Here is a 17,861-nt window from a genome sequence, read left to right as displayed (position 1 = left end):
TGGCCGCCGCCGTTCGCAAGAAATCCGAAGCCGACCGGCGTTTCACATGGCCTTGGTCGGCTCCTCCCCGCCACCACCCGGGGCCACACCAGTGATTAACGTATCGTCGGCGTTCTAAGAGTACATGGGATTCGCCCCGAACATGTTGTTCCCGGAGCGCCGGAATTCAGGATCGGTCAGGTAGTTGATCTTGTTGACCAGAAGCGGCGCGCTGCCCTTCACGAAGAGGAGCTGCTTGCTCGGCGACAGGCGCATGACTTCGTCCGGCATGACCAGTCGTCGTCCCTTTTCCGAGACGGACTCTCCGTAGTTGGTCGAGTGCCCTGAGCTCTTGCCGTAGCTGCGCCCCTTGCCGGATGAGCCGCTCTCGGTGAATACCGTCGTCTCGCCCGTCATTTTGGAGAGCAGGTCGGCCGTGCTCCAGTCGTTGGTGCCGAAACACTGCTTCACGTCGCAGTTCGCGAAGATCGTCTCCCAGTTGTCCTTGTACAGCCCCTTCAACTGCGCGAGGTCCTGGATGATGATCCAGAAGAGCACCCCGTATCCGCCGACGAGGCTGATGCCCTCGACGACCGGGCGAATGTGGCCGAGCTGCGCAAACTCGTCCAGCAGCATCAAGATGCGGTGAGTCGGGCGGCCAGGTATGCGCGTGATCATGTTGTTGATGCAGGCGATCATCATCCGGATCCACGCCGCGTGGGTCTTCAGTGCCTCCGGGGGGATGACCAGGTAGATCGTCATCGGCTTATCGGTTTTGAGCAGCGCGAGGTTCACCTGACGTGGATGCGCGGTATCCGCCGCCTCTTCCAGCGCGGAGCCGGCAGGCGGGACAAGCACGTTGGCCATCGGGATGGAATCGAGGAAGTCGATTCCCCGCTGAGCGGTGCTGATCACCGCGGTGCGCTCGCGCTCCTCCTTCTGCAGCAGCCGCGCGACTCCTCTCTGTACGAGAGGATTGTTGCTGTTGGCCATCTGCTCCAGCCGCCGCGCGAATTTCTCCGCCGGCAGTGTGAGGAGATCACGCACCTTCATCAGGGTGCGTTCGTGCCGCTCACTGTGATATTCGTCGCACACATAGAGCATGAAGCAGGCAAGAAGGGACCGCCCTTCGTCAGAGAAGTGCTTGTTCTCCTTTCCCTCCTCTGCTACGAGCATTTCGGCCAGGGTCTTACAGTCGTCCAGAGCTCGGTTGGCCCCGACGCCGCGCGTGTCTATCGTATCCAGGGGGTTCGCAAATGCGTGGAGGCTGTGATCGTCACCCGTTACGCGGAAAGGATCGAGCACGAATACTTCGCCACCGTCCCGAAGTCGCTGGGCGTGCGTGACGTGGAAGTTCTCCCCCTTGATGTCCATGCAGACGACGGAGCCGGGGTAGCGCAGCAGCGTGGGAACGACGGCGCCCACGCCCTTGCCGCTCCGCGTCGGGGCCATCGTGAGGATGTGGCTGGGGCCGTCGTACCAGAGGAGGCTGCCCGGCTGCACCGCCCCACGCCTTGACCAGCCACCCGGTCGTGGCGGCATCCGCCCGACCATCACCCCGGATTCGGCTGCCTTTCGGGGCTCGAGTTTCCGGCGAAGCTCCTCTTCAGGCGCGATAAGGAGTTCCGCCCCGGTGCCGAACTCTGCCGTTCCGTGCGCGTTAGACGCGTGCTTGACCGACGAGCCAAAGAACCCGTACCCAAGGGCGCAGAGCGCGACGAAGAATGCCGCGACGCCCACCGGATAGGCGCCGTCGAAGATGGGCCTCAGCTGCTCCCATTGGCTGGGCTCGGCCGACGTCACCCTGTGGTATTCCATCCCCCACTGGATGACCCGCCCCGGCGCGTAGAAGGGCCCGCGCGCAGCGGCAAACCCGGCAATGGCAACCATGCCAAGCACCGGCGAGGCTCGCCTGGTGCTCGGAGAGCGGGCGCACGCAGCGGCGAGAGCAGCCGAGACGATCGCCGTTGCCAGGCAAACGAACGGCGAGTAGCTGTCTGCCGGGTAAAGCGGCGGCCCGAGGTTCGGGTGGTAGCCGAGACGGTCCGCGGCGTACTGCGTAGCCGCGGTAAAACCCACCGCAACGCAGGCGACGATCATCCCCGCCACCGCGTATGGGTGCACAGGGGGGCCATGCCGCGTTTTCTTGAAACGCAGCTCGTCGGGTGTGGACACGTGGATCGACTTCGTGAGTTTTCTGAGTGGCCGGGAGCGCGCCTACCGGGCGGAAGGCGGAGTGAACACCAGATCGCGATCGAGGATGATCGAGAATCGCGTGAGCCGCGGTACGGTGATCGTGGGTTTGATGTCGAGGTTCCTCCGCGTCACCTCGCTGGCGGTCTGGCCGAGCTGCCCGGCGGTGGCATCCGCGATGGCCTCACGCCTAGAACGAGTAGCCGCGTCGCCGTTGTCGCTCCGCCCGACGAACGCGCCGGCGACCACGGAGGAGAGCAGCGCGTGGCCGAAGATCGTGCCGTAGTGGTTGTTGACGCGGCCGCGGAGGCCGCTTGCCCCGGTGCGATCCCCCGCACGAAGCGCGGGCAGGTCGTACGTCTCGCCGCTGGGGAACCGAATCGCGGTCCACTGGACAACCAGCCGCGCCTGGCCGGCCGCGACGTCGCTCTCGTAGGTCCCGAAAAGCCAGCTGTACATCGGGACCACGACCACGCGCTGGGTCGCGTTGTACACGTTGCGGGTGACCATCCCGACGACGTTGCCCGGGCGGTCCGAGTTGACGGCAGTGTGGAGCTGCCCCTCGATGATGGTTCCGACCGGGATGACCACCTGGCCTCCGTCGCCCGCGGCGGCGCGCGGTGCCATTCGATGCTGGGCGGCAGCCTGCGGTGCGGGGCCGAGACCCCCGTTCATGTACGACGAGCGTGACCCGGTGCGCGCCGGCTCGGGCGCGCTGTAGTCGACGTACGGCGGCGTTCCCGCGCCGCCGGCCCTGAACCCGGTCGTAGCGGCGGACGGGCTCGATCGCCGGACTGCCTCCGCCTCGGCGGTGGCCTGCATCTCCTCCATGCTCGGAGGCGGCGGAATTTCACCCGTGGTCGAGCCGGCGGCCTGCACCGGAGCGTCGGAACCGAAGCTCGCTCCGCTCTGCAGCGGCTTCGATCGTAGGGCGGAAAGGAACGCTTCACGGCGCGGATCCGGCGCTTCCGCCTGCGCGGCCTCCGCGTCAGGGGTAGCGGCCGGGGCACCGGGTGGAACCGCGGCACTGTCCCCCGGCACCTGCCCATAGGCCGGGCCCGCACCTGCGGGTCCGTAGACCGGGGGTACCACCTGGCCCGGAGCGGCGCCGACACGCCTCGCGGTGTCCGCGTTCATCCAGCTCGGATCGGACGCGTTCGCGATGTCCTCTACGGCCTCGCTTTCTGCACCGGTCTCGGAGGCGCCGGGAGTCGGCTCGGCGGGGACCGACCGGAACAGGAGCCAGAGCAGCAGCGCCCCAACGACGGCCGCGAGCACCACCAGCAGCCTGCGCCTCGGGCCCTCCTCGACCGGAGTGTCGTCCACCCTCGGCTCGTTCGCTTCCTGAACCTGGATCGAGCGTCCTACATCCGCGTCGTCCTCCACCACGGGCACCGTCGGGCGATCCTCGGGAGGGGTGCTCATCGGCTGCACTCCCTCCGATCCTTTGTGATCAGCAGCCGCTGCTCCTCGCGCTCGCGCCCGGTGCCGACCACCAGCACACCGCGCCGCAACACGCGGTCAACGACGTAGAAGCCTCCCCGCACGGCGTAGTTGATCAGCACCAGCTCTCCCCTCTGCCCCACCTCGAAGAGCACCGGGACCTCTCCGGGCACGCCCGCAGCGGGGAGCTTGATGTAGGTGTGCTCAGCGTCCGCGAAGACCTGGTCGGGTCGCCACGGATAGCCGCGGTCGCGGCACATGAAGTAGGCGAAGTCGAGCGAGGCCGGATCGAACGGCGTGGCCGACACCTGGACCTGCCGTGCGCTTTCGGCCTCGGCCTCCTGCACCTGCGCCTCCTCGTCGGCGGCAAGCCGGCGCATCAGCTCCTCCGGGTAGTAGAAGCGGACGATCCGGTTGTATGGGAGGTCGGGATTCTGCCCTGCCGTGTCGCGGGCGGCACACGGCGGGGAGTCCAGCGTGAGGTGATAGATGCGCCGATCGGTCGGGATGGTGAGGTTGGTGGTCAGGTTGCAGTCGGCGGGCTGCACTACCACCAGCGTCGTATTGCGCGGGCCGGGAGTCGTACCGACGAACCAGCGCTCGAGGTCGCCAGTGAACGGCTTGAACTCCGAGGTCCCGGGGGGCGGGCGCTCCCCCTCCTCCAACTGGATGTTGCACGCGCGCAGCGGGGCACACGTCACTCGCGGCTGGGTCTGCCCGAACGGATAGACCATATAGGAACCCACGCGGAGGGCGCGTGCCTGGCCGCTTCGCTGGAATTCCCGCGTCGCCGCGATGACGGCGGCGTCCTCCTGTACGGGACGGGCCGTCGCCGCGCGGGGCGGTTGCACGACCGGAGTGTCCGGCTGGGCGTCCAGCCGCGGGGGGAGGATCAACACGACCGCGACCGCGGCCAATCGGAGAATTCGGTTCATTTGCCTGTGCGTGGAGTCCGCGGAGACCCGCGCCCGCCGCCATGTGTCGTGACGGGCTCTCCCGCGAGATACCGTGACCTCCAACGAACGGTTCTTGAAGCGACGAACCCTTCGTTCCTGACGTGACGGTCAGGATCACTCCACGACCGTGACTTCCTCCGCGGGCACCTCGAACGCATGCGCAGATGAACGAACCCCGGACTGGCGGTGAAACGGGCGGAATGTGATATTGATCGAAAGTACCCTCTTAAAATCCATGGTCGCGTTCAACGAGGCAGCTAGTGAAGGAGTCCAATAAGGCGCTGTTTCCCATCATCAGTTTTTTCGCGACAGTCGTGCTTACGCTGATCGCGAGCGTGCTCCTCAAGCTGGACGACAAGGACAGCTTTGTCGTCTTCGCAACGGGCACCTCCGTGTCCGTCGCTCTGACGCTGATCGAGCAGCGTCTACAAACGGATATCAAAGAGGCACAGCAACACATCGTGGAGGAACTCCGCCGGGCGATGGAGCTCTATCGGCTCTGCGCCGAGATCAACGATGCCCAGTTGGAAGGTGAGATCACCTCGCTCGCGAAGCGGCTAAGCGCCGGCGAGGTGCCCTCGCACATCGCGGCGGTTCGGATACCCGTCCTTTACGAGCGTGCGGAACGGCGCGTTTACGCGTCGAACGTCAGCAGAACCGTCGACGACCTGACGAGGTGGGCGACCTCGGCGAGGTTCAGGTCGATCATTGAGGTGAGCAGGCGACGGCGCAGCAGCGGCGTAAAATTCGTGCGTACCTTTTTGTTGACCCGCGTCCAAGTGATCGACCCCGGCGGAGTGTGGAACTCGGACTGTACCAGTATTCTCGAAGAGCAGGCGGAGGCAGGAATCGAGGTGCGGATCATCTGGCTCGAGGACCTTCAGACGGACACGGTGACTCCTACGCGGCGACTCGATCGCAACTTCACCATCTTCGACGATACCGAGGTCGTAGAGACGACAGACGTGCAGGTGATCTACCGCCTTCCTTCCAAGCGACTGCAGGAAATCATCGACCTTTCCACGGAACAGCTCAAATACTCGGTAAGCTTCCCCCCCGCACTCGTTGTCGGACGCGGCCGTTAAGAGCACATCCACGAATCAGCAGCCTCGCTCGGCACCGCGCGGCGGCGTAACCCAGGAGATCCCTTTACATGGATATTTCTATGGTGCAGGGCCTGTCGGGTATATACAGCATCATTATCACTCCGTTCGACGAACGTGGTCGGGTTGACGAGGGAAGCCTGCGCCGCTTGCTCGATTCGACGATTGAGACGGGGGTCGATGGCGTGACCGTCTTGGGAGTCGCCGGCGAAGCGCCCAAGCTATCGACCGACGAGCGTGCCCTCATCGTATCGGTGGCGTTGGATGTCGCGCGGGGACGCGTACCCGTCGTGGTGGGTACCTCCAGCATGCAACTCGACGTGACAGTTGCCGCCTCCGTCGCCGCCGAGGCGGCGGGAGCCGCGAGCGTCATGATCGCGCCGCCGCGCGGCATACAGGGGGGCTCGCCACTCGTGGACTGTTTTCGTCGCGTTGCAGATGCCATTGGGATCAGCATCGTGCTTCAGGACTATCCCGAGGCCTCGGGGGTCCACCTGACGCCGGCCGAAATGGCGGAGTTGCTCCGGGCGGTTCCCCAGATCTGCACGATCAAGCTCGAGAGTGTTCCAACACCGTGGCGGATCCACCAGACGCGCGAGCTTCTCGACGAGGGCAGGACCATTCTAGGCGGAATGGGCGGGGTCTACTTCCTCGATGAACTGCGGCGTGGCGCGAGCGGCACGATGACCGGTTTCGCCTATCCCGAGATCCTGCTCGAGATCCTGCGAAGCTGGAATGCCCACGACCGGGCCGGAGCGGCGGCGGTCTATGCCAAGTATCTCCCGCTCCTCGTATTCGAGGGACAGCCAAAGATCGGTCTCGCAATCCGGAAGGAAATCCTCAGGCAGCGTGGGCTCATCGATTTCGCATCGCTTCGGCAACCCGCGATGGAGATGGACGTCGTGCTGCTGGACGACCTCGCGGATGTCCTTACCCTGACCGACGTGCGCGATCTTTACGATTGAGGCCGGAACCCCGTCATCATACGTCCCGCAGCTCGGTTTTGAGGAGAATATAAAGCAATGTTAATACTCGGCTGGCATGGGGGAATCCTGCGCAGCGACCAAGATGCGGCACCCGGGTGGTCCACCCACGACGGCGCCGCCGTGCTGCTCAGGGATGGTGTCGTGGTAAGCGCGGTCGAGGAAGAGCGCCTGAACCGGATCAAGCACTCGAATTGTTTTCCCGCCCACGCGATCCGGCGGTGTCTGGAGATCGGGGGCGTGGATCTCCGATCGGTCGACCTGATCGCGTTGAATTTCGAAGAGCGGACGCGGCAGGTCTTTCCAGCGGACGCGGGTCTGCCGTCGGTCAACGCGTTTCTCGAGGATCCCGGCCAACAGGCGTACAGCGTACGCGAGGTGATCTGTGACATCTTCGACCGGGAGTTCGGCGTAGACGTATCCGCGCGCTTGTTCTTCTGCAATCACCATCGCGCACACCTGTGGAGCGCGTTCAGGCACTCGGGGTTTCATGAAAGCCTTGTGGTGTCCCTCGACGGCTCGGGCGACAATTTGTCGGGGATGATCGGTGTTGGTGACATGAACGGGATAGAGACGATCCGGGAATACCCAGTCGAGCTCTCGCTCGGCAACCTGTATTCGGACATGATCCGGTTTCTCGGATACAACCGGTTCGATGAATATAAGGTCATGGGACTGGCTCCATACGGCGACGCTGAGCGTTTCAAGGATCTCTTCACGTCGATGTACCGGCTGCTCCCTGCCGGAGAGTTCGAGCTCGCCAGCCGTGTGGACCGCTGGAGCGCGATGGTGGACAGTGGGCTCCTCAGGCTCGCGCGGCGAAGAGGTGAGTCGTTCACCCGGTTGCACAAAGATTTCGCGGCCGGCCTTCAGGGTGCACTCGAAACCATCGTGCTGCACGTTCTTTCGCATCACCGCGAGCGCAGCCATCAAGCCAACCTCTGCCTCGCGGGAGGCGTGGGGCACAACTGCACGCTCAACGGGCGGCTGCTCCGCGAAGGAGGCTTTGCCTCCATATTCGTGCAGCCCGCAGCGCACGATGCAGGTGGAGCGCTTGGTGCGGCGATGGCCGCGCACGAGTCCACTCAGGGTGATCCCATACGCGCGCCGCTCGCCCACATCTTCTTTGGCGCCGAGGTTGGCGACGACCTGAAAGTCGAGGAGACACTCCAGGGATGGGGTGCGCTGCTGGACATCAGCCGGCACCCCGATGTTCCTCGCAAGGCGGCTCGCCTGTTGGCCGACGGCCTCGTCATCGGATGGGTGCAGGGGCGTGCGGAATTTGGACCGCGGGCGTTGGGCCACCGCAGCATCCTGGCGGATCCCCGACCGCCGGAGAACAGCAGGCGCATCAATCGCATGATCAAGCGCCGGGAAGCGTACCGACCATTCGCTCCCTCCATCCTCGCGGAAGAGGTCGAAGGTCTGATTGAATTGCCGGGAAGCCGGGCCAACCTGTCGTTCATGACGTTCACGCTTCAGGTGAAACCTTCAGCTCGCGCGCGTCTGGCGGCGGTGACCCACGTGGACGGTTCGGCCCGTGTCCAGACGGTCTCCCGGGAAATCGACCCGCTGTATTGGCGCCTTATCAGCGAGTTCCAGACCCTCACGGGCGTGCCCGCCGTGCTCAACACGTCGTTCAACAATGACGTGGAGCCGATCGTCGACTCCGTGAATGACGCCGTCACATGCTTTTTGACGACGGACCTTGACGTGCTCGTCGTCGGCAATTTCATCGTACGCAAACAGAGGATTGACGAGCGGTACGACCTCGTGCTTCCGTTGGACGTGACGGTGCCCGACCACTGGAAGCTCGTGCGGCGCACTCGACAAAAAGCGGGCACGCGCGCCGTGCTTTACGCCCTCGAGTCTACGGCGTCCCGCCATTTCACGAGAACGCACATCCCGATCTCACAAACCATGTTCGCCGCGCTTGCGCTGGTGAACGAGGCATGCCGGGTGGATCAGGTACTCGGGAAAGCGGCGTTTCCATCCGAAGCGGAATGGACCGACGCGATGGGCGAGTTGATGGGGCTCTGGTCGCAAAGGGCGGTGCTGCTGCAATCCCGGACGCACTGTGACCACATCAAGCGAGAGAGGGATTTGACTCAGGCCACGTGCGGTGCATCAACCTAGTGCACTTTCACGGGAGGAAATGTGTAAAGTAAATAGAGGCTGCTAAACTGGGGAGGATTAAGCCCAAGAAGCCGCCGCCGTTGTACGTGCGACAACTTTCCCTGCGAGGAGCGGAGCCGTCTGGAAGCTTGGTCGTGGTAGTTGATTGATCACCCGCCGGCCGCAGTCGAATCGACCGGCGACGGGATCGGCGTGGCCGGCGGCGGCGGGGGTGCAGCGGAGGCGGGGGTAGTGGTTCGCTCGCGCAGGCGGTTCCATTCGATCGCGGAGATCCGGATGCCCGCGGGATTCGCCCACACGGCTTCCTCCGTTCGCCCGGGGACGAAGTCAATCTTGAGAGTTGCCTGCCAGATCGACTCGACCGCGCCCCCACCCGCCGCAGTGTCGAGTTCACGCCACTGGAGATACCACAGCGGGCGGTCCGGATCCTTGGAGATGCTCACGAGCTCCACCGTCCGTGAAAGCTCGCTCAGGAGTTGGCGGGGATTTCGGTTGGGAGCGTCGTAATACTGCTTCAGCCACTCCTCGGCCGCCGGAGTGAGGAACCATTTTGCCGACCGGGCTCGATCCATCTGCGCGACCGGATCACCGAAGTAGATCCCGCGCACGTTCACGAGCCACTCCCCTAGCTCTGACTCGACGGTAGCGCGTGAGGGCTCTTTGAAACGGCTTAGATCCTCATACTGAATCACCCGTCCGAACTGGTCGTAGGGGATGAAGATCGGCCGCACGCCGCCGCGCAGGGCGATCATCACGATCCCGATGCCGAGGACGATGTTGCCGAGGGCCGACAGGTAATTTTTCAGGCTCGACTGGTCCAGCGCGCGCGCGAGCTGGGACACGCGCATCTCGTAACCTTCGCGTGCGATGTCGTACCGCGAACGGTACGGCCCCTGCTCGCCTTCGCCCCCGCGCACCGGCGTTGAGGATCTTCCGCGACTCCTGAAAAGCGACACGTGAATTCGGGTAGAGGGCGTGTGGGTGCCGCCTTGGGGGGGCGGCTACGGCTGGAGGACGCGCTACCTTACTCTGGCGAGATACCGTGACGGTCGCCGAACGGTTCTTGAAGCGCTGAACGGCCGGGGGCTCGCCAGCGGGCCACCGGCCGTCATCGAAGGAGTCTTTCGCTCGCGGGCGCAGGTCAGTTCCCGCGGAGCCCGTCCGCAAGACCGATCCGCACCTCGGAGGAGATGCGCCGCCCTGCCGTGCCGGGGATCTTCCACGCCAGGTATCCGAACGCCACGGCCGCGAACACCAGTGCGATCGCGACCTGCCAGTCCAGGAACGGCGGGTTCAGCACCCAGTGCATCTCCCCCCGAGACGCGTCGTGTTTCAGGAGACCTTTCGAGAGCTCGTACAGCGCATCGAAAAGGTCGTATCCGACCCCGGCGATCACCTGCAGGAAGAAGAACCGGACGGCAACCTCGAACGCGTACTTGAAGTATCCCTCGGCGAGCCCTGCGGTGAGGCGGAACGAGCCGAACGGAATGAACACGATCCCCGTGCTCAGCACCAGGATCGCCTCCAGCTTCACGAGCAGCAGCTGAAGGGCGATCACCAAGTACGCGACCAGCACGACGAGGACGACGAGCAGCACCACGAGGGCCGAGAACAGCATGGAGAACATCGCGTTGACCAGCCCGATGCCGAACGCGTTGTAGACCCCGTTCACCCAGCTGGAGAAGCGGGTGAACAGCCCCTGATCTTCCGGTGGCTGCAGCGGCATCCCCTGCTCCACGTGGAGCTGATCCGCCACGCGCTGCGCGATTTCACCGCCCTGTGTCACGATCTCCGTGGGCGTGAGCGCCATGCCTTCCCGCCCCGCCACCATTCCTCCCAGGTGCGCGAACGCATCGATCACGCGCTCCGTCGTCAGGTGGGGGAAGCGGAAGAACAGCATCATCACGGCGACCGCCCCGACCTTCCACAGGAAGGAGTAGAGGATCTGGTCGACCCCAAGCCGGTCCTTCTGCCACTTGATGCTGGAATAGGAGATCTCGAGCACCAGCAGCCCGCCGAAGAGACCGAGGAGCGCGTTCTGGGCGTTCTGCACCCACTGCTGCTGGCGGGCGCGGAAGATCGCCTCCAGGTCGGTGTTCCGGACTCGCGATGCCTGCGCCGCCAGTTCCCCGGGGAGTAGGCTGGCGAGCACCACCAGGACGCCGACGCCTATCGCGACGCCAAGCACCGGCCGCGCCCGGAGGACGCGGCCGGCACCCACCGCCCGTCTGCGGAGCGTGGAGGCCATCCCTACGGCCGCGCCGTCGTGCGCTGGCGCCCCGCCCGCGCCCGCTGGATACTGTCCTCGCGGGCTCGCACACGGTGCTCCGCCGCCGCGTGGACGCTCTGCTGGTACGCCGAATAGACCGCGCCGGCCGTGTCCTCCATCGCCGTGCGCGCCGCCTGGTCCGCGCGCAGCGCGACGTCCACCGCCTGCATGTTGGCGGTGCCCATCTCCATGTTCCGCTGGAGGAGCTGCTGGTCGAGCTGCTCCGCCGCGATCCGGTTCTGGATCTGGGCGACCTCGCGGTCCGTGCTCGCGGTGGTGAGCTGGAGCTTCAGGTCGTCCAGCCGCCGCTGCGACTGGTCGAGCTGGAGATGGTGGTCGCGCGCACTCAGCAGCACGTTGTACGCGGCTTCCCGAGCAGCCGCCGCCTGGTCGCCCGCTGCACGGTGATTCCATTCCGCGACACGCGGGAACGTTCTCCGGAAGAGCCGGTCGACCTGGCTGTTCCCGTAGCCCAGGCTCTCCCCGGCGCCGTACCGTCCGTCGATCCGATCGAGAACGCTGCCGAGTGAGGGGATGCGGAGGCTGCCGATGCTGAAGCCCCGGGCCTGCTGGATGACGTGGTTCGCCTGGCGGGTCGCCACGACCACCTGGCGGGCCATCTGGTTGGCCTGGAGGATGAGCTGGCCGTACCGGAGGATCGAATTCGCGTGATTCGCCGGATCGTAGACGACGTCGCCGATCCCGAAGATCGCGTGCGCAGGCCCTGGAACGGCCGCGATCGCGGTGACCGCCAGGACGAACGCGCACAGCATGCGGCGCAGCGAGGGCGGCCGGGGCGCGTGGGGCACCCCTAAAAGCACCGCGGTCCGCAACCCGGTGGGGTGCGGACCGCGGAGGTGGTCCAGGCGGAGCAGTTGTCCGTATTTCCTGATCATGGTCGCCTTTCTGTTTCTGGTCGGAAGGGTTCAGGCCGCCTTGGCGGCCGTGGCGGGGTACATCTCCGCGCCTTCGGCTTCGAGGCCGACCTCCTCCAGCCAAACGCGCGGCCATTCATCCCCGTGCTGCGCCTGCAGCCGCTTCGCCCGCTCGACGGTCGCCGCCGTCGTAGACCCCGGTCGGGAGCCCAGGAACGCAAGCGCGACGGGCCCCAGCTTCAGCTCGAAGCGGCGGCTCCCGTCGGGGCTTTTGAAGAAGTAGTCCCGCTTCGTCTCGCCCGTCGCGACGATTTCGACTTCGCGGTCGTTCAACCTGTATGCGCGGTACAGCTCGGCGATGTCCTCGCTCACCGCGTTCTTGTTCGGCAGGAAAATCATCGTGGGGCAGCTGGACAGGATCACGTCCCGGTGCTCCGACTTGGCAACGTCGGCCGGGTCCTGCGTCGCCAGCATCAGCGCGCCGTTCGCCTTCCGGATCGTCCGCAGCCACTCCTCGATCTTGCTCGCGAAGAGCGAGCGCATCAGCGCCTCCCAGGCCTCATCGATCGCGATGAACGTGGGCCGGTTGGCACGCAGGCGGAGCTCGATCTGCCGGAAGAGGTGCAGAAGGGTTGGGACGACGATGCGGTCGCCCATCGCCATCAGGCGGTGCATCTCGAAGGTGTGCACGGAACCGGCTGCGAACCCGTCCTCCGCGCCATCCAGGAGGAACCCGTAGGGACCGGTGCCCGTGTACTGCTCCATAGCCGCACGGATCTCCAGGTCCTGCACGTGCATCACGAACGCGCGGATCGTCCTCTCTTCGCGCGGACGGTCCCCGAGCACCCTGAGCGCGCGCTGGATGGCCTGGCGCTTCGCGAGCGTCGGCTCGACGCCCTGAAGAGCCACGGCGATCTCCGTCCACTCGGCGGCCCAGACCTGCTCCTCCGGCCGATCCACCAGCGCGTACGGCTGAAACTGCAGACCCGTCCTCGGGTCCGGCTTCGGCCGGATGTCGTAGTGCCGCCCGCCCATCGCGGCGGTCAGCACGAACGCGGAGTAACCCTTGTCGAACCAGAACACCTGAGCGTCCGGGTAGCGCATGAACTGAGCGACGCAGAAGCCCATGAACGTGCTCTTGCCGGCGCCGGTTGCGCCGACGAGCAGGGTGTGGCCGACGTCCTTGTGGTAGAGGTTCAGCCGGAACGGTGTCGCGTCGTCCGTGTCCACGTACGCGAGCGCCGGGCTGCGCACGGGGAAGAACGGCGAGGGCACGTGCCGCATCCCCGCCCACGACATCGTCGCCGGCAGGAGATCGGCGATGTTCTCCGTCGGCAGCGGGGGCCGGCGGAGGTTGTGCCAGCCATCGCCCGGGAGCGACGAGAAAAGCGCCGCGCAGGCATGAAGGCCCTCGACGCGCGCGGTGAACCCCCGCTCGTTCACCTGGTGCATCAGCTGCCGCGCCACGTCGCACGCCTCGGCGTCGGTGTCCCCGTGGACCACGAGGGTGGACGTGTAGAGCGCCGCGCGGCCGCGCCCACTCTGCAGCGCTCCGAGAACGTCGCTCAGCCGCGCGGCGGCGTGGCGTGAGTGAACGTTCTCGAAGACCTTGTCGTCCTCGACCTGCTGCGCCGTCTTCTCGCCGCTCTGAAGCATTCCCGCCGTCAGGGTCGACGCGCCCTTCCGGTTCTTGAACCACGCGTCCCGGATGCGCCCGAGGATCCGGGACGCCGGCCCGTACCCGAGCGGGATCACCCGCGTGTTCCAACGGTAGGCGGCGCCCACCTTCGACAGGGGGTCGAGGATCCCCGACCACGACTCCGGCGCGAAGCCGAACATCGAGACCACGTACACGTGCTTGTCGCCCACCCTCGGCCGTGTCCCTCGGACGAACTCCTGGCTCCCGAGAACCCAGTCCAGATGGCTCGCGTCGGGCGGCGCGAGCACGCGGTGCTCCAGGCCGGTGAGGCAGAAGTGCAGATGCGAGAGGAACTCGTCCGAGCCCATCGGCTCCAGGTTCAGCCGCGCGCCGAGACGGTCGGTGAGGCGTTCCGCGCCATCCTGGATGAACCGCTGGAGATGCCGGTCCCACGAAGTCGTCGCAGCCTCGCCGCGAACGAACCAGCGTCGGACCTTCGCCGCCGTGTCCGGCGGCGGCCTGTAGGTGAGCGAGACGACGCACTCCGTCTCGAACTTCCGGCCCGAGCGGGCGTATTCCCGGCGCCGCTCCTCGTCCACCGCCCAGGTGGTCGGATCGGGAAACGCTCCCGCCGCGGGGTACTCGAACGACCGACGGCGCACCGCGTCGAAGTGGAACATCCACTCGTCGTGGAACGGGTAGATGGCGCGGTTGATCTGCGCGGCGAGGGCGTTCAGCTCCGCGTTGGTGGCGGAGGCCGTGTCCGGTCCCCTGTAGCGGAAACCGGTGAGGAACGCGCCGTCCTTCAGCTGCACCACGCCGGGCGCGACGAAGTATGCCCACGGGAGGCTGCCGGGGAGCCCGCGCGGAACCGCGCGGGCAATGCGTACCGCGTCGAACCCGCGCATGGCCGCCATGCCGCCGCCGAAGCACGCCGCTGCGAAAAAGGGATCCACGTCAGGGCTGAGGGATGGAGGGGCGAACCCGGTCGGGCGCGTCCCAGATGGACGGGTGCGGCTCCGAGTACGGGTGCTCGTGGAGGAGCCAGTGGAAGAACACGTCAAATGCGAGCGCGTCCTCCTCGCACGCGCGCGCGAGCTTGGGATGCACCAGCGCCATCCCGCACACGAACGCAGCCAGGCCGAGGAGGAAGTGCGTCCCGCTTCCGATCGCGACCGCACTGGAGGCGAGTGTTGCGAGCCAGACGATCAGGTAGTGCTGCGGCATTCCGAGAAAGAGCGGCGTCCGGTACATGGGCTCCGGAATCGGCCGCCGCTCCAGCTCGACGTCCCTGCGCGAGGCCACGGCTAGTAGACCGCGCCCTGGAACCCGATCGTCGCCAGCAGCGTCCCGCCGCCAAGGATGATCGCCAGCACGACGAAAGCCTTCCCGGCCCACTGCACGATCCCCTCGCCGTTCTTCGCGAACAGCCACGCGAGCGCGCCGATCATCAGCGCGAGCACGATGGTGGGCACCGCCGCGCGGCGGATGAACGTGGCCAATCCGTTGATGAACCCGAACGGCTCGGGGACGGTGGTGCTCGCCAACAGATCGGCGGGCAGGAGGGCGGCCATCAGCATGGCGAACGCGAGGGCCACCACCAGGGTGCGGTTGAGACGGAGCATGGGTCTTTTTCGCTGATGTGGAGTGGGTGTCGAGCGCCCTGGCGTCAGAGGCTCGTGAGCAGGTACCGGCCTTTCCGGTACCCAGTGCATTGCGCCACCTCGGTGACGCGCCGGCCGGTCGGCGTGGGATTGATCACGACGACTAGCTGGACCGCGCTGGCGACCAGCCAGCCCTCGTTTCGACCCGTATCCCGCCGCGCAAGGCGGCCGAGCCGCTCCAGCGCACCCTCCGCGGAGGACGCGTGGACGGTGCAGAAGCCGGGGTGGCCGGTGGACCACATTTCCAGCATCTGGGAGGCGAACCGCCGACACTCCGGGACGTGGAGGTACTTCGGCGTGCAGCGGAGGGCGATGAAGAGCAGGATGTCGAAGTCGCACTCCGGCGTCGTGCGGAGCGACACGGTGTTCGGCGCCTCGCTGAGCGCCTCCACGGTGTCCTCCAGCACGAACACGGGGTCGCTCGGCGAGACCATGGCCCGTGCCTGCTCCCGCAGGAGAGAGTTCAGCAGGTAGGTCTTCCCCGAGCTGGTCGGGCCCGCGACGACGATCCCGTAGTCCTGCGAGATTCCCCAGCGGATCGCGTCGTACTGCTCCCGCGTCATCACCCCGTCCGCGAGGTAGCGCTCCAGGGGGATCACCTCGCTCGGCCGCTTCCGCACCCTGAACATCGGCCCCCCGGTGATCGGCGGGACGACACCCTGAAGCCGGGCACCCCCGAACACGGGGTGCGGTAGCTCGCCCTGCAGATGCGGGTGTTGGGGCGTGATGGTCTCTCCGAGCCGCGCAGCGGCGACGTTGAGGAACGCCTCGATCTCCGGCGCCCGCAGCGTAAGCCCGGCCGGCGAATGACCGCGGCCCTGCTCCACGGACCACACGCTGCCGTCCGGGTTCGCGTAGAGTTCCGACGTCCCGTGCCGGTCGAACACGGCCATCACCTCGGCACCGAGGATCCGCTGCATCTGGACGGCGTACTCGTATTCGAGAGACTCGGCCTCATCGTCCTCGCCCCCCACGATGCCACGGGCCGCGCGCACCTCGGTCGCCACCGCCGTCATCATCCGGCCATGGACAGCGCGACCGGCCGAGCGCCGAACTCGATGCGAGCGGGAGCGGGCCGCGAAGCCAGGTCGCGGACGAGATCGGGCACCCCGACGCCGAGGTGGAGGCTGTCCCACTCGCGCACCAGCTTCTCGCAGACGGCACGGACGATCCACGCGGAGTCGTCCACGCTCTCCCGTTCGAGTGCCGCAGTGCTGATCGCCCCCTGCTTGATGAGCTGCCGGATCTCGGGGGGCATGCTGACGTTCATGCGCGATGCGGAAGGCACGGCTCCATAGCTTTCTGGCTGGGATGCTCCGGCACGTCGATCGTGCCGCTTACCAGATACCGCGACCTTCGGCGAACGGTTCTTGGAACGAGGGTGACGCCGAGTGGCGGGAATATGTGTCAGGCGGAGGACAGAGGCAGGCGAGTTTATCGACGCGATCGTTAGGTGGATATATCCAAAAAAGAAAACACCGGGTGGTGCGTTCGCGCGAACGTGTGCGCCACACGTTGTGGAGCCATCCTGGAGAAAATTTCGAAGGCAAACAAGACCTTGACGGCACTACACCAAGACGGTCCGGTCGGGCGTTGCGCGGTTGGATCAAGGGTAATCGAATCCCGGCATCCCGCAGCACCCAGAAGCACAAGCGGGATCGCAAGCAAGATCGCATGGAATCGAGCCGAGGGTGGGACGGGTTGCGGCATGGCGAACCTCCGGGATCAGGCTTGACCGACCCGGACCGATACGCGCCCACTTCACGCCTGTCGTAGCCACGGCCGGTGGCGCATACCCCACGGTCAGAGCCCATAACTTCGTTGACTAAAATCGCTTTCCCGAAAACGACGTTTATCTGCGGATGCCGAGCGATTCCTTCAGCCGCACCCCGCACGTTCCACCACTCCTCGCTCCCTGGCTCTCGGGCGTGCGGCTGCCACATCAGCACCCGTGCGTGCACATAATTAACGACCCCTGACAGAGTTAGAGTGTGAGGCTTGCGGTCCTGTTGCGTCACGACCCATGGCGCGAGCTAGACACGGCGGCTATAGTGGGCCCGAGACTTTCGGCCTTTTTTCAATCGGTCCGGTGTGCGATGGCAGATCCAGACTCCCGCACAGGAAGGGCAGGCCGCGTCGGCCGAAAGCGCCCGCACCGGGTGCCCGCTGCGCCGCTTCCGCGAGACGCCTGGGAGGTGCTTCGTGAAATCCCAGGCGCGTTGGGGGTCGAGCTTTTCCTGCTCTGTCGCGCAGTGCAACTTTGGGCGGGGTGTCCGCCGTCCGCGCGAGCGCAGTTGTTCACGCGCAGCGCGCCGCGCTCCGTGGCGGAGCGACGCGCAGCCGCACTCGCGGATGCCGCGACAGAGCTGCGGGAGGACCTGCGCGTCCTGATGCGGGTGACTTCCCCCACACCACCCGAACGTGGGCGGCTGGGCGACGCGTGCCGTGCGCTTGCATCCTGGGCACAGAACGCCGGGTATGGGGCGTCGGCAGTCCACTTTGCCGAAGCAGGTGCCGCCGTAGAACCGGAGGACGCTGCTGCGGCGTTCGTGGCGGCGCGGACCAACCGTGTGGCCGGCGAAGGGTGGCGGGCGGAACTCTACTACATCCGCGCGATCCGC

15 protein-coding genes are annotated in these 17,861 nt (G+C 66.1%); 4 read left to right on the top strand and 11 right to left on the bottom strand.

The window, feature by feature from the left end; translation table 11 throughout:
• Nucleotides 1–114: 114 nt before the first annotated feature.
• The 3 genes from VF584_11640 to VF584_11630 are packed head-to-tail and all read right to left on the bottom strand — an operon-like array spanning nt 115 to nt 4,550.
• Nucleotides 115–2,154: a type IV secretory system conjugative DNA transfer family protein gene (locus tag VF584_11640; GenBank protein HEX8210821.1), complete on the bottom strand. Its 2,040-nt coding sequence runs from the start codon at nt 2,152–2,154 to the stop codon at nt 115–117.
• A 42-nt stretch (nt 2,155–2,196) separates the two neighbouring features.
• Nucleotides 2,197–3,597, bottom strand: coding sequence for a TrbI/VirB10 family protein (locus tag VF584_11635; GenBank protein HEX8210820.1), 1,401 nt, complete (start codon nt 3,595–3,597; stop codon nt 2,197–2,199).
• A complete protein-coding gene (locus VF584_11630) occupies nt 3,594–4,550 on the bottom strand; it encodes a TrbG/VirB9 family P-type conjugative transfer protein (GenBank protein HEX8210819.1) in 957 nt (318 codons plus the stop codon). The genes VF584_11635 and VF584_11630 overlap by 4 nt, the downstream gene beginning before the upstream one ends.
• A gap of 281 nt (nt 4,551–4,831) precedes the next feature.
• On the opposite strand from VF584_11630, the gene VF584_11625 reads away from it, so the two are divergent.
• The 3 genes from VF584_11625 to VF584_11615 all read left to right on the top strand — a co-directional run bounded on the left by VF584_11625 (nt 4,832) and on the right by VF584_11615 (nt 8,793).
• Nucleotides 4,832–5,656 carry a hypothetical protein gene (locus VF584_11625; GenBank protein ID HEX8210818.1) on the top strand — a complete coding sequence of 275 codons (825 nt, stop codon included), beginning with the start codon at nt 4,832–4,834 and terminating at the stop codon, nt 5,654–5,656.
• A gap of 68 nt (nt 5,657–5,724) precedes the next feature.
• Nucleotides 5,725–6,639: a dihydrodipicolinate synthase family protein gene (locus VF584_11620; GenBank protein HEX8210817.1), complete on the top strand. Its 915-nt coding sequence runs from the start codon at nt 5,725–5,727 to the stop codon at nt 6,637–6,639.
• Between the two features lie 57 nt (nt 6,640–6,696).
• Nucleotides 6,697–8,793 carry a carbamoyltransferase C-terminal domain-containing protein gene (locus VF584_11615; GenBank protein ID HEX8210816.1) on the top strand — a complete coding sequence of 699 codons (2,097 nt, stop codon included), beginning with the start codon at nt 6,697–6,699 and terminating at the stop codon, nt 8,791–8,793.
• 149 nt (nt 8,794–8,942) lie between these two features.
• Here VF584_11615 and VF584_11610 read toward each other — a convergent pair whose 3' ends face one another.
• The 8 genes from VF584_11610 to VF584_11575 all read right to left on the bottom strand — a co-directional run bounded on the left by VF584_11610 (nt 8,943) and on the right by VF584_11575 (nt 16,510).
• The gene (locus VF584_11610; GenBank protein HEX8210815.1) at nt 8,943–9,635 is read right to left on the bottom strand and encodes a type IV secretion system protein; all 693 of its coding nucleotides are present in this window, start codon (nt 9,633–9,635) and stop codon (nt 8,943–8,945) included.
• Between the two features lie 299 nt (nt 9,636–9,934).
• The gene (locus VF584_11605) at nt 9,935–11,041 is read right to left on the bottom strand and encodes a type IV secretion system protein (GenBank protein ID HEX8210814.1); all 1,107 of its coding nucleotides are present in this window, start codon (nt 11,039–11,041) and stop codon (nt 9,935–9,937) included.
• Nucleotides 11,042–11,043: 2 nt separating this feature from the next.
• On the bottom strand, nt 11,044–11,871 hold the full coding sequence (locus tag VF584_11600) for a type IV secretion system protein (protein ID HEX8210813.1): 828 nt from the start codon (nt 11,869–11,871) through the stop codon (nt 11,044–11,046).
• Between the two features lie 117 nt (nt 11,872–11,988).
• Nucleotides 11,989–14,532: a hypothetical protein gene (locus VF584_11595; protein HEX8210812.1), complete on the bottom strand. Its 2,544-nt coding sequence runs from the start codon at nt 14,530–14,532 to the stop codon at nt 11,989–11,991.
• A 1-nt stretch (nt 14,533) separates the two neighbouring features.
• Nucleotides 14,534–14,881, bottom strand: coding sequence for a hypothetical protein (locus VF584_11590; GenBank protein HEX8210811.1), 348 nt, complete (start codon nt 14,879–14,881; stop codon nt 14,534–14,536).
• Between the two features lie 2 nt (nt 14,882–14,883).
• Nucleotides 14,884–15,201 (bottom strand): hypothetical protein, encoded by a 318-nt coding sequence (locus VF584_11585; protein HEX8210810.1) that lies wholly within the window; start codon nt 15,199–15,201, stop codon nt 14,884–14,886.
• A gap of 44 nt (nt 15,202–15,245) precedes the next feature.
• Complete coding sequence (locus VF584_11580; protein ID HEX8210809.1) at nt 15,246–16,259, bottom strand: ATPase, T2SS/T4P/T4SS family; 1,014 nt, start codon at nt 16,257–16,259, stop codon at nt 15,246–15,248.
• Nucleotides 16,256–16,510, bottom strand: coding sequence for a hypothetical protein (locus tag VF584_11575; GenBank protein ID HEX8210808.1), 255 nt, complete (start codon nt 16,508–16,510; stop codon nt 16,256–16,258). Before VF584_11575 ends, VF584_11580 begins: the two co-directional genes overlap by 4 nt.
• 1,024 nt (nt 16,511–17,534) lie before the next feature.
• On the opposite strand from VF584_11575, the gene VF584_11570 reads away from it, so the two are divergent.
• Nucleotides 17,535–17,861, top strand: a 327-nt coding sequence (locus VF584_11570; protein ID HEX8210807.1) for a hypothetical protein, incomplete at its 3' end; no start/stop codon positions are given.

Source organism: Longimicrobium sp. (assembly GCA_036389135.1).
GTDB lineage: Bacteria > Gemmatimonadota > Gemmatimonadetes > Longimicrobiales > Longimicrobiaceae > Longimicrobium.
This window is presented reverse-complemented; position numbering and strand designations above follow the sequence as displayed.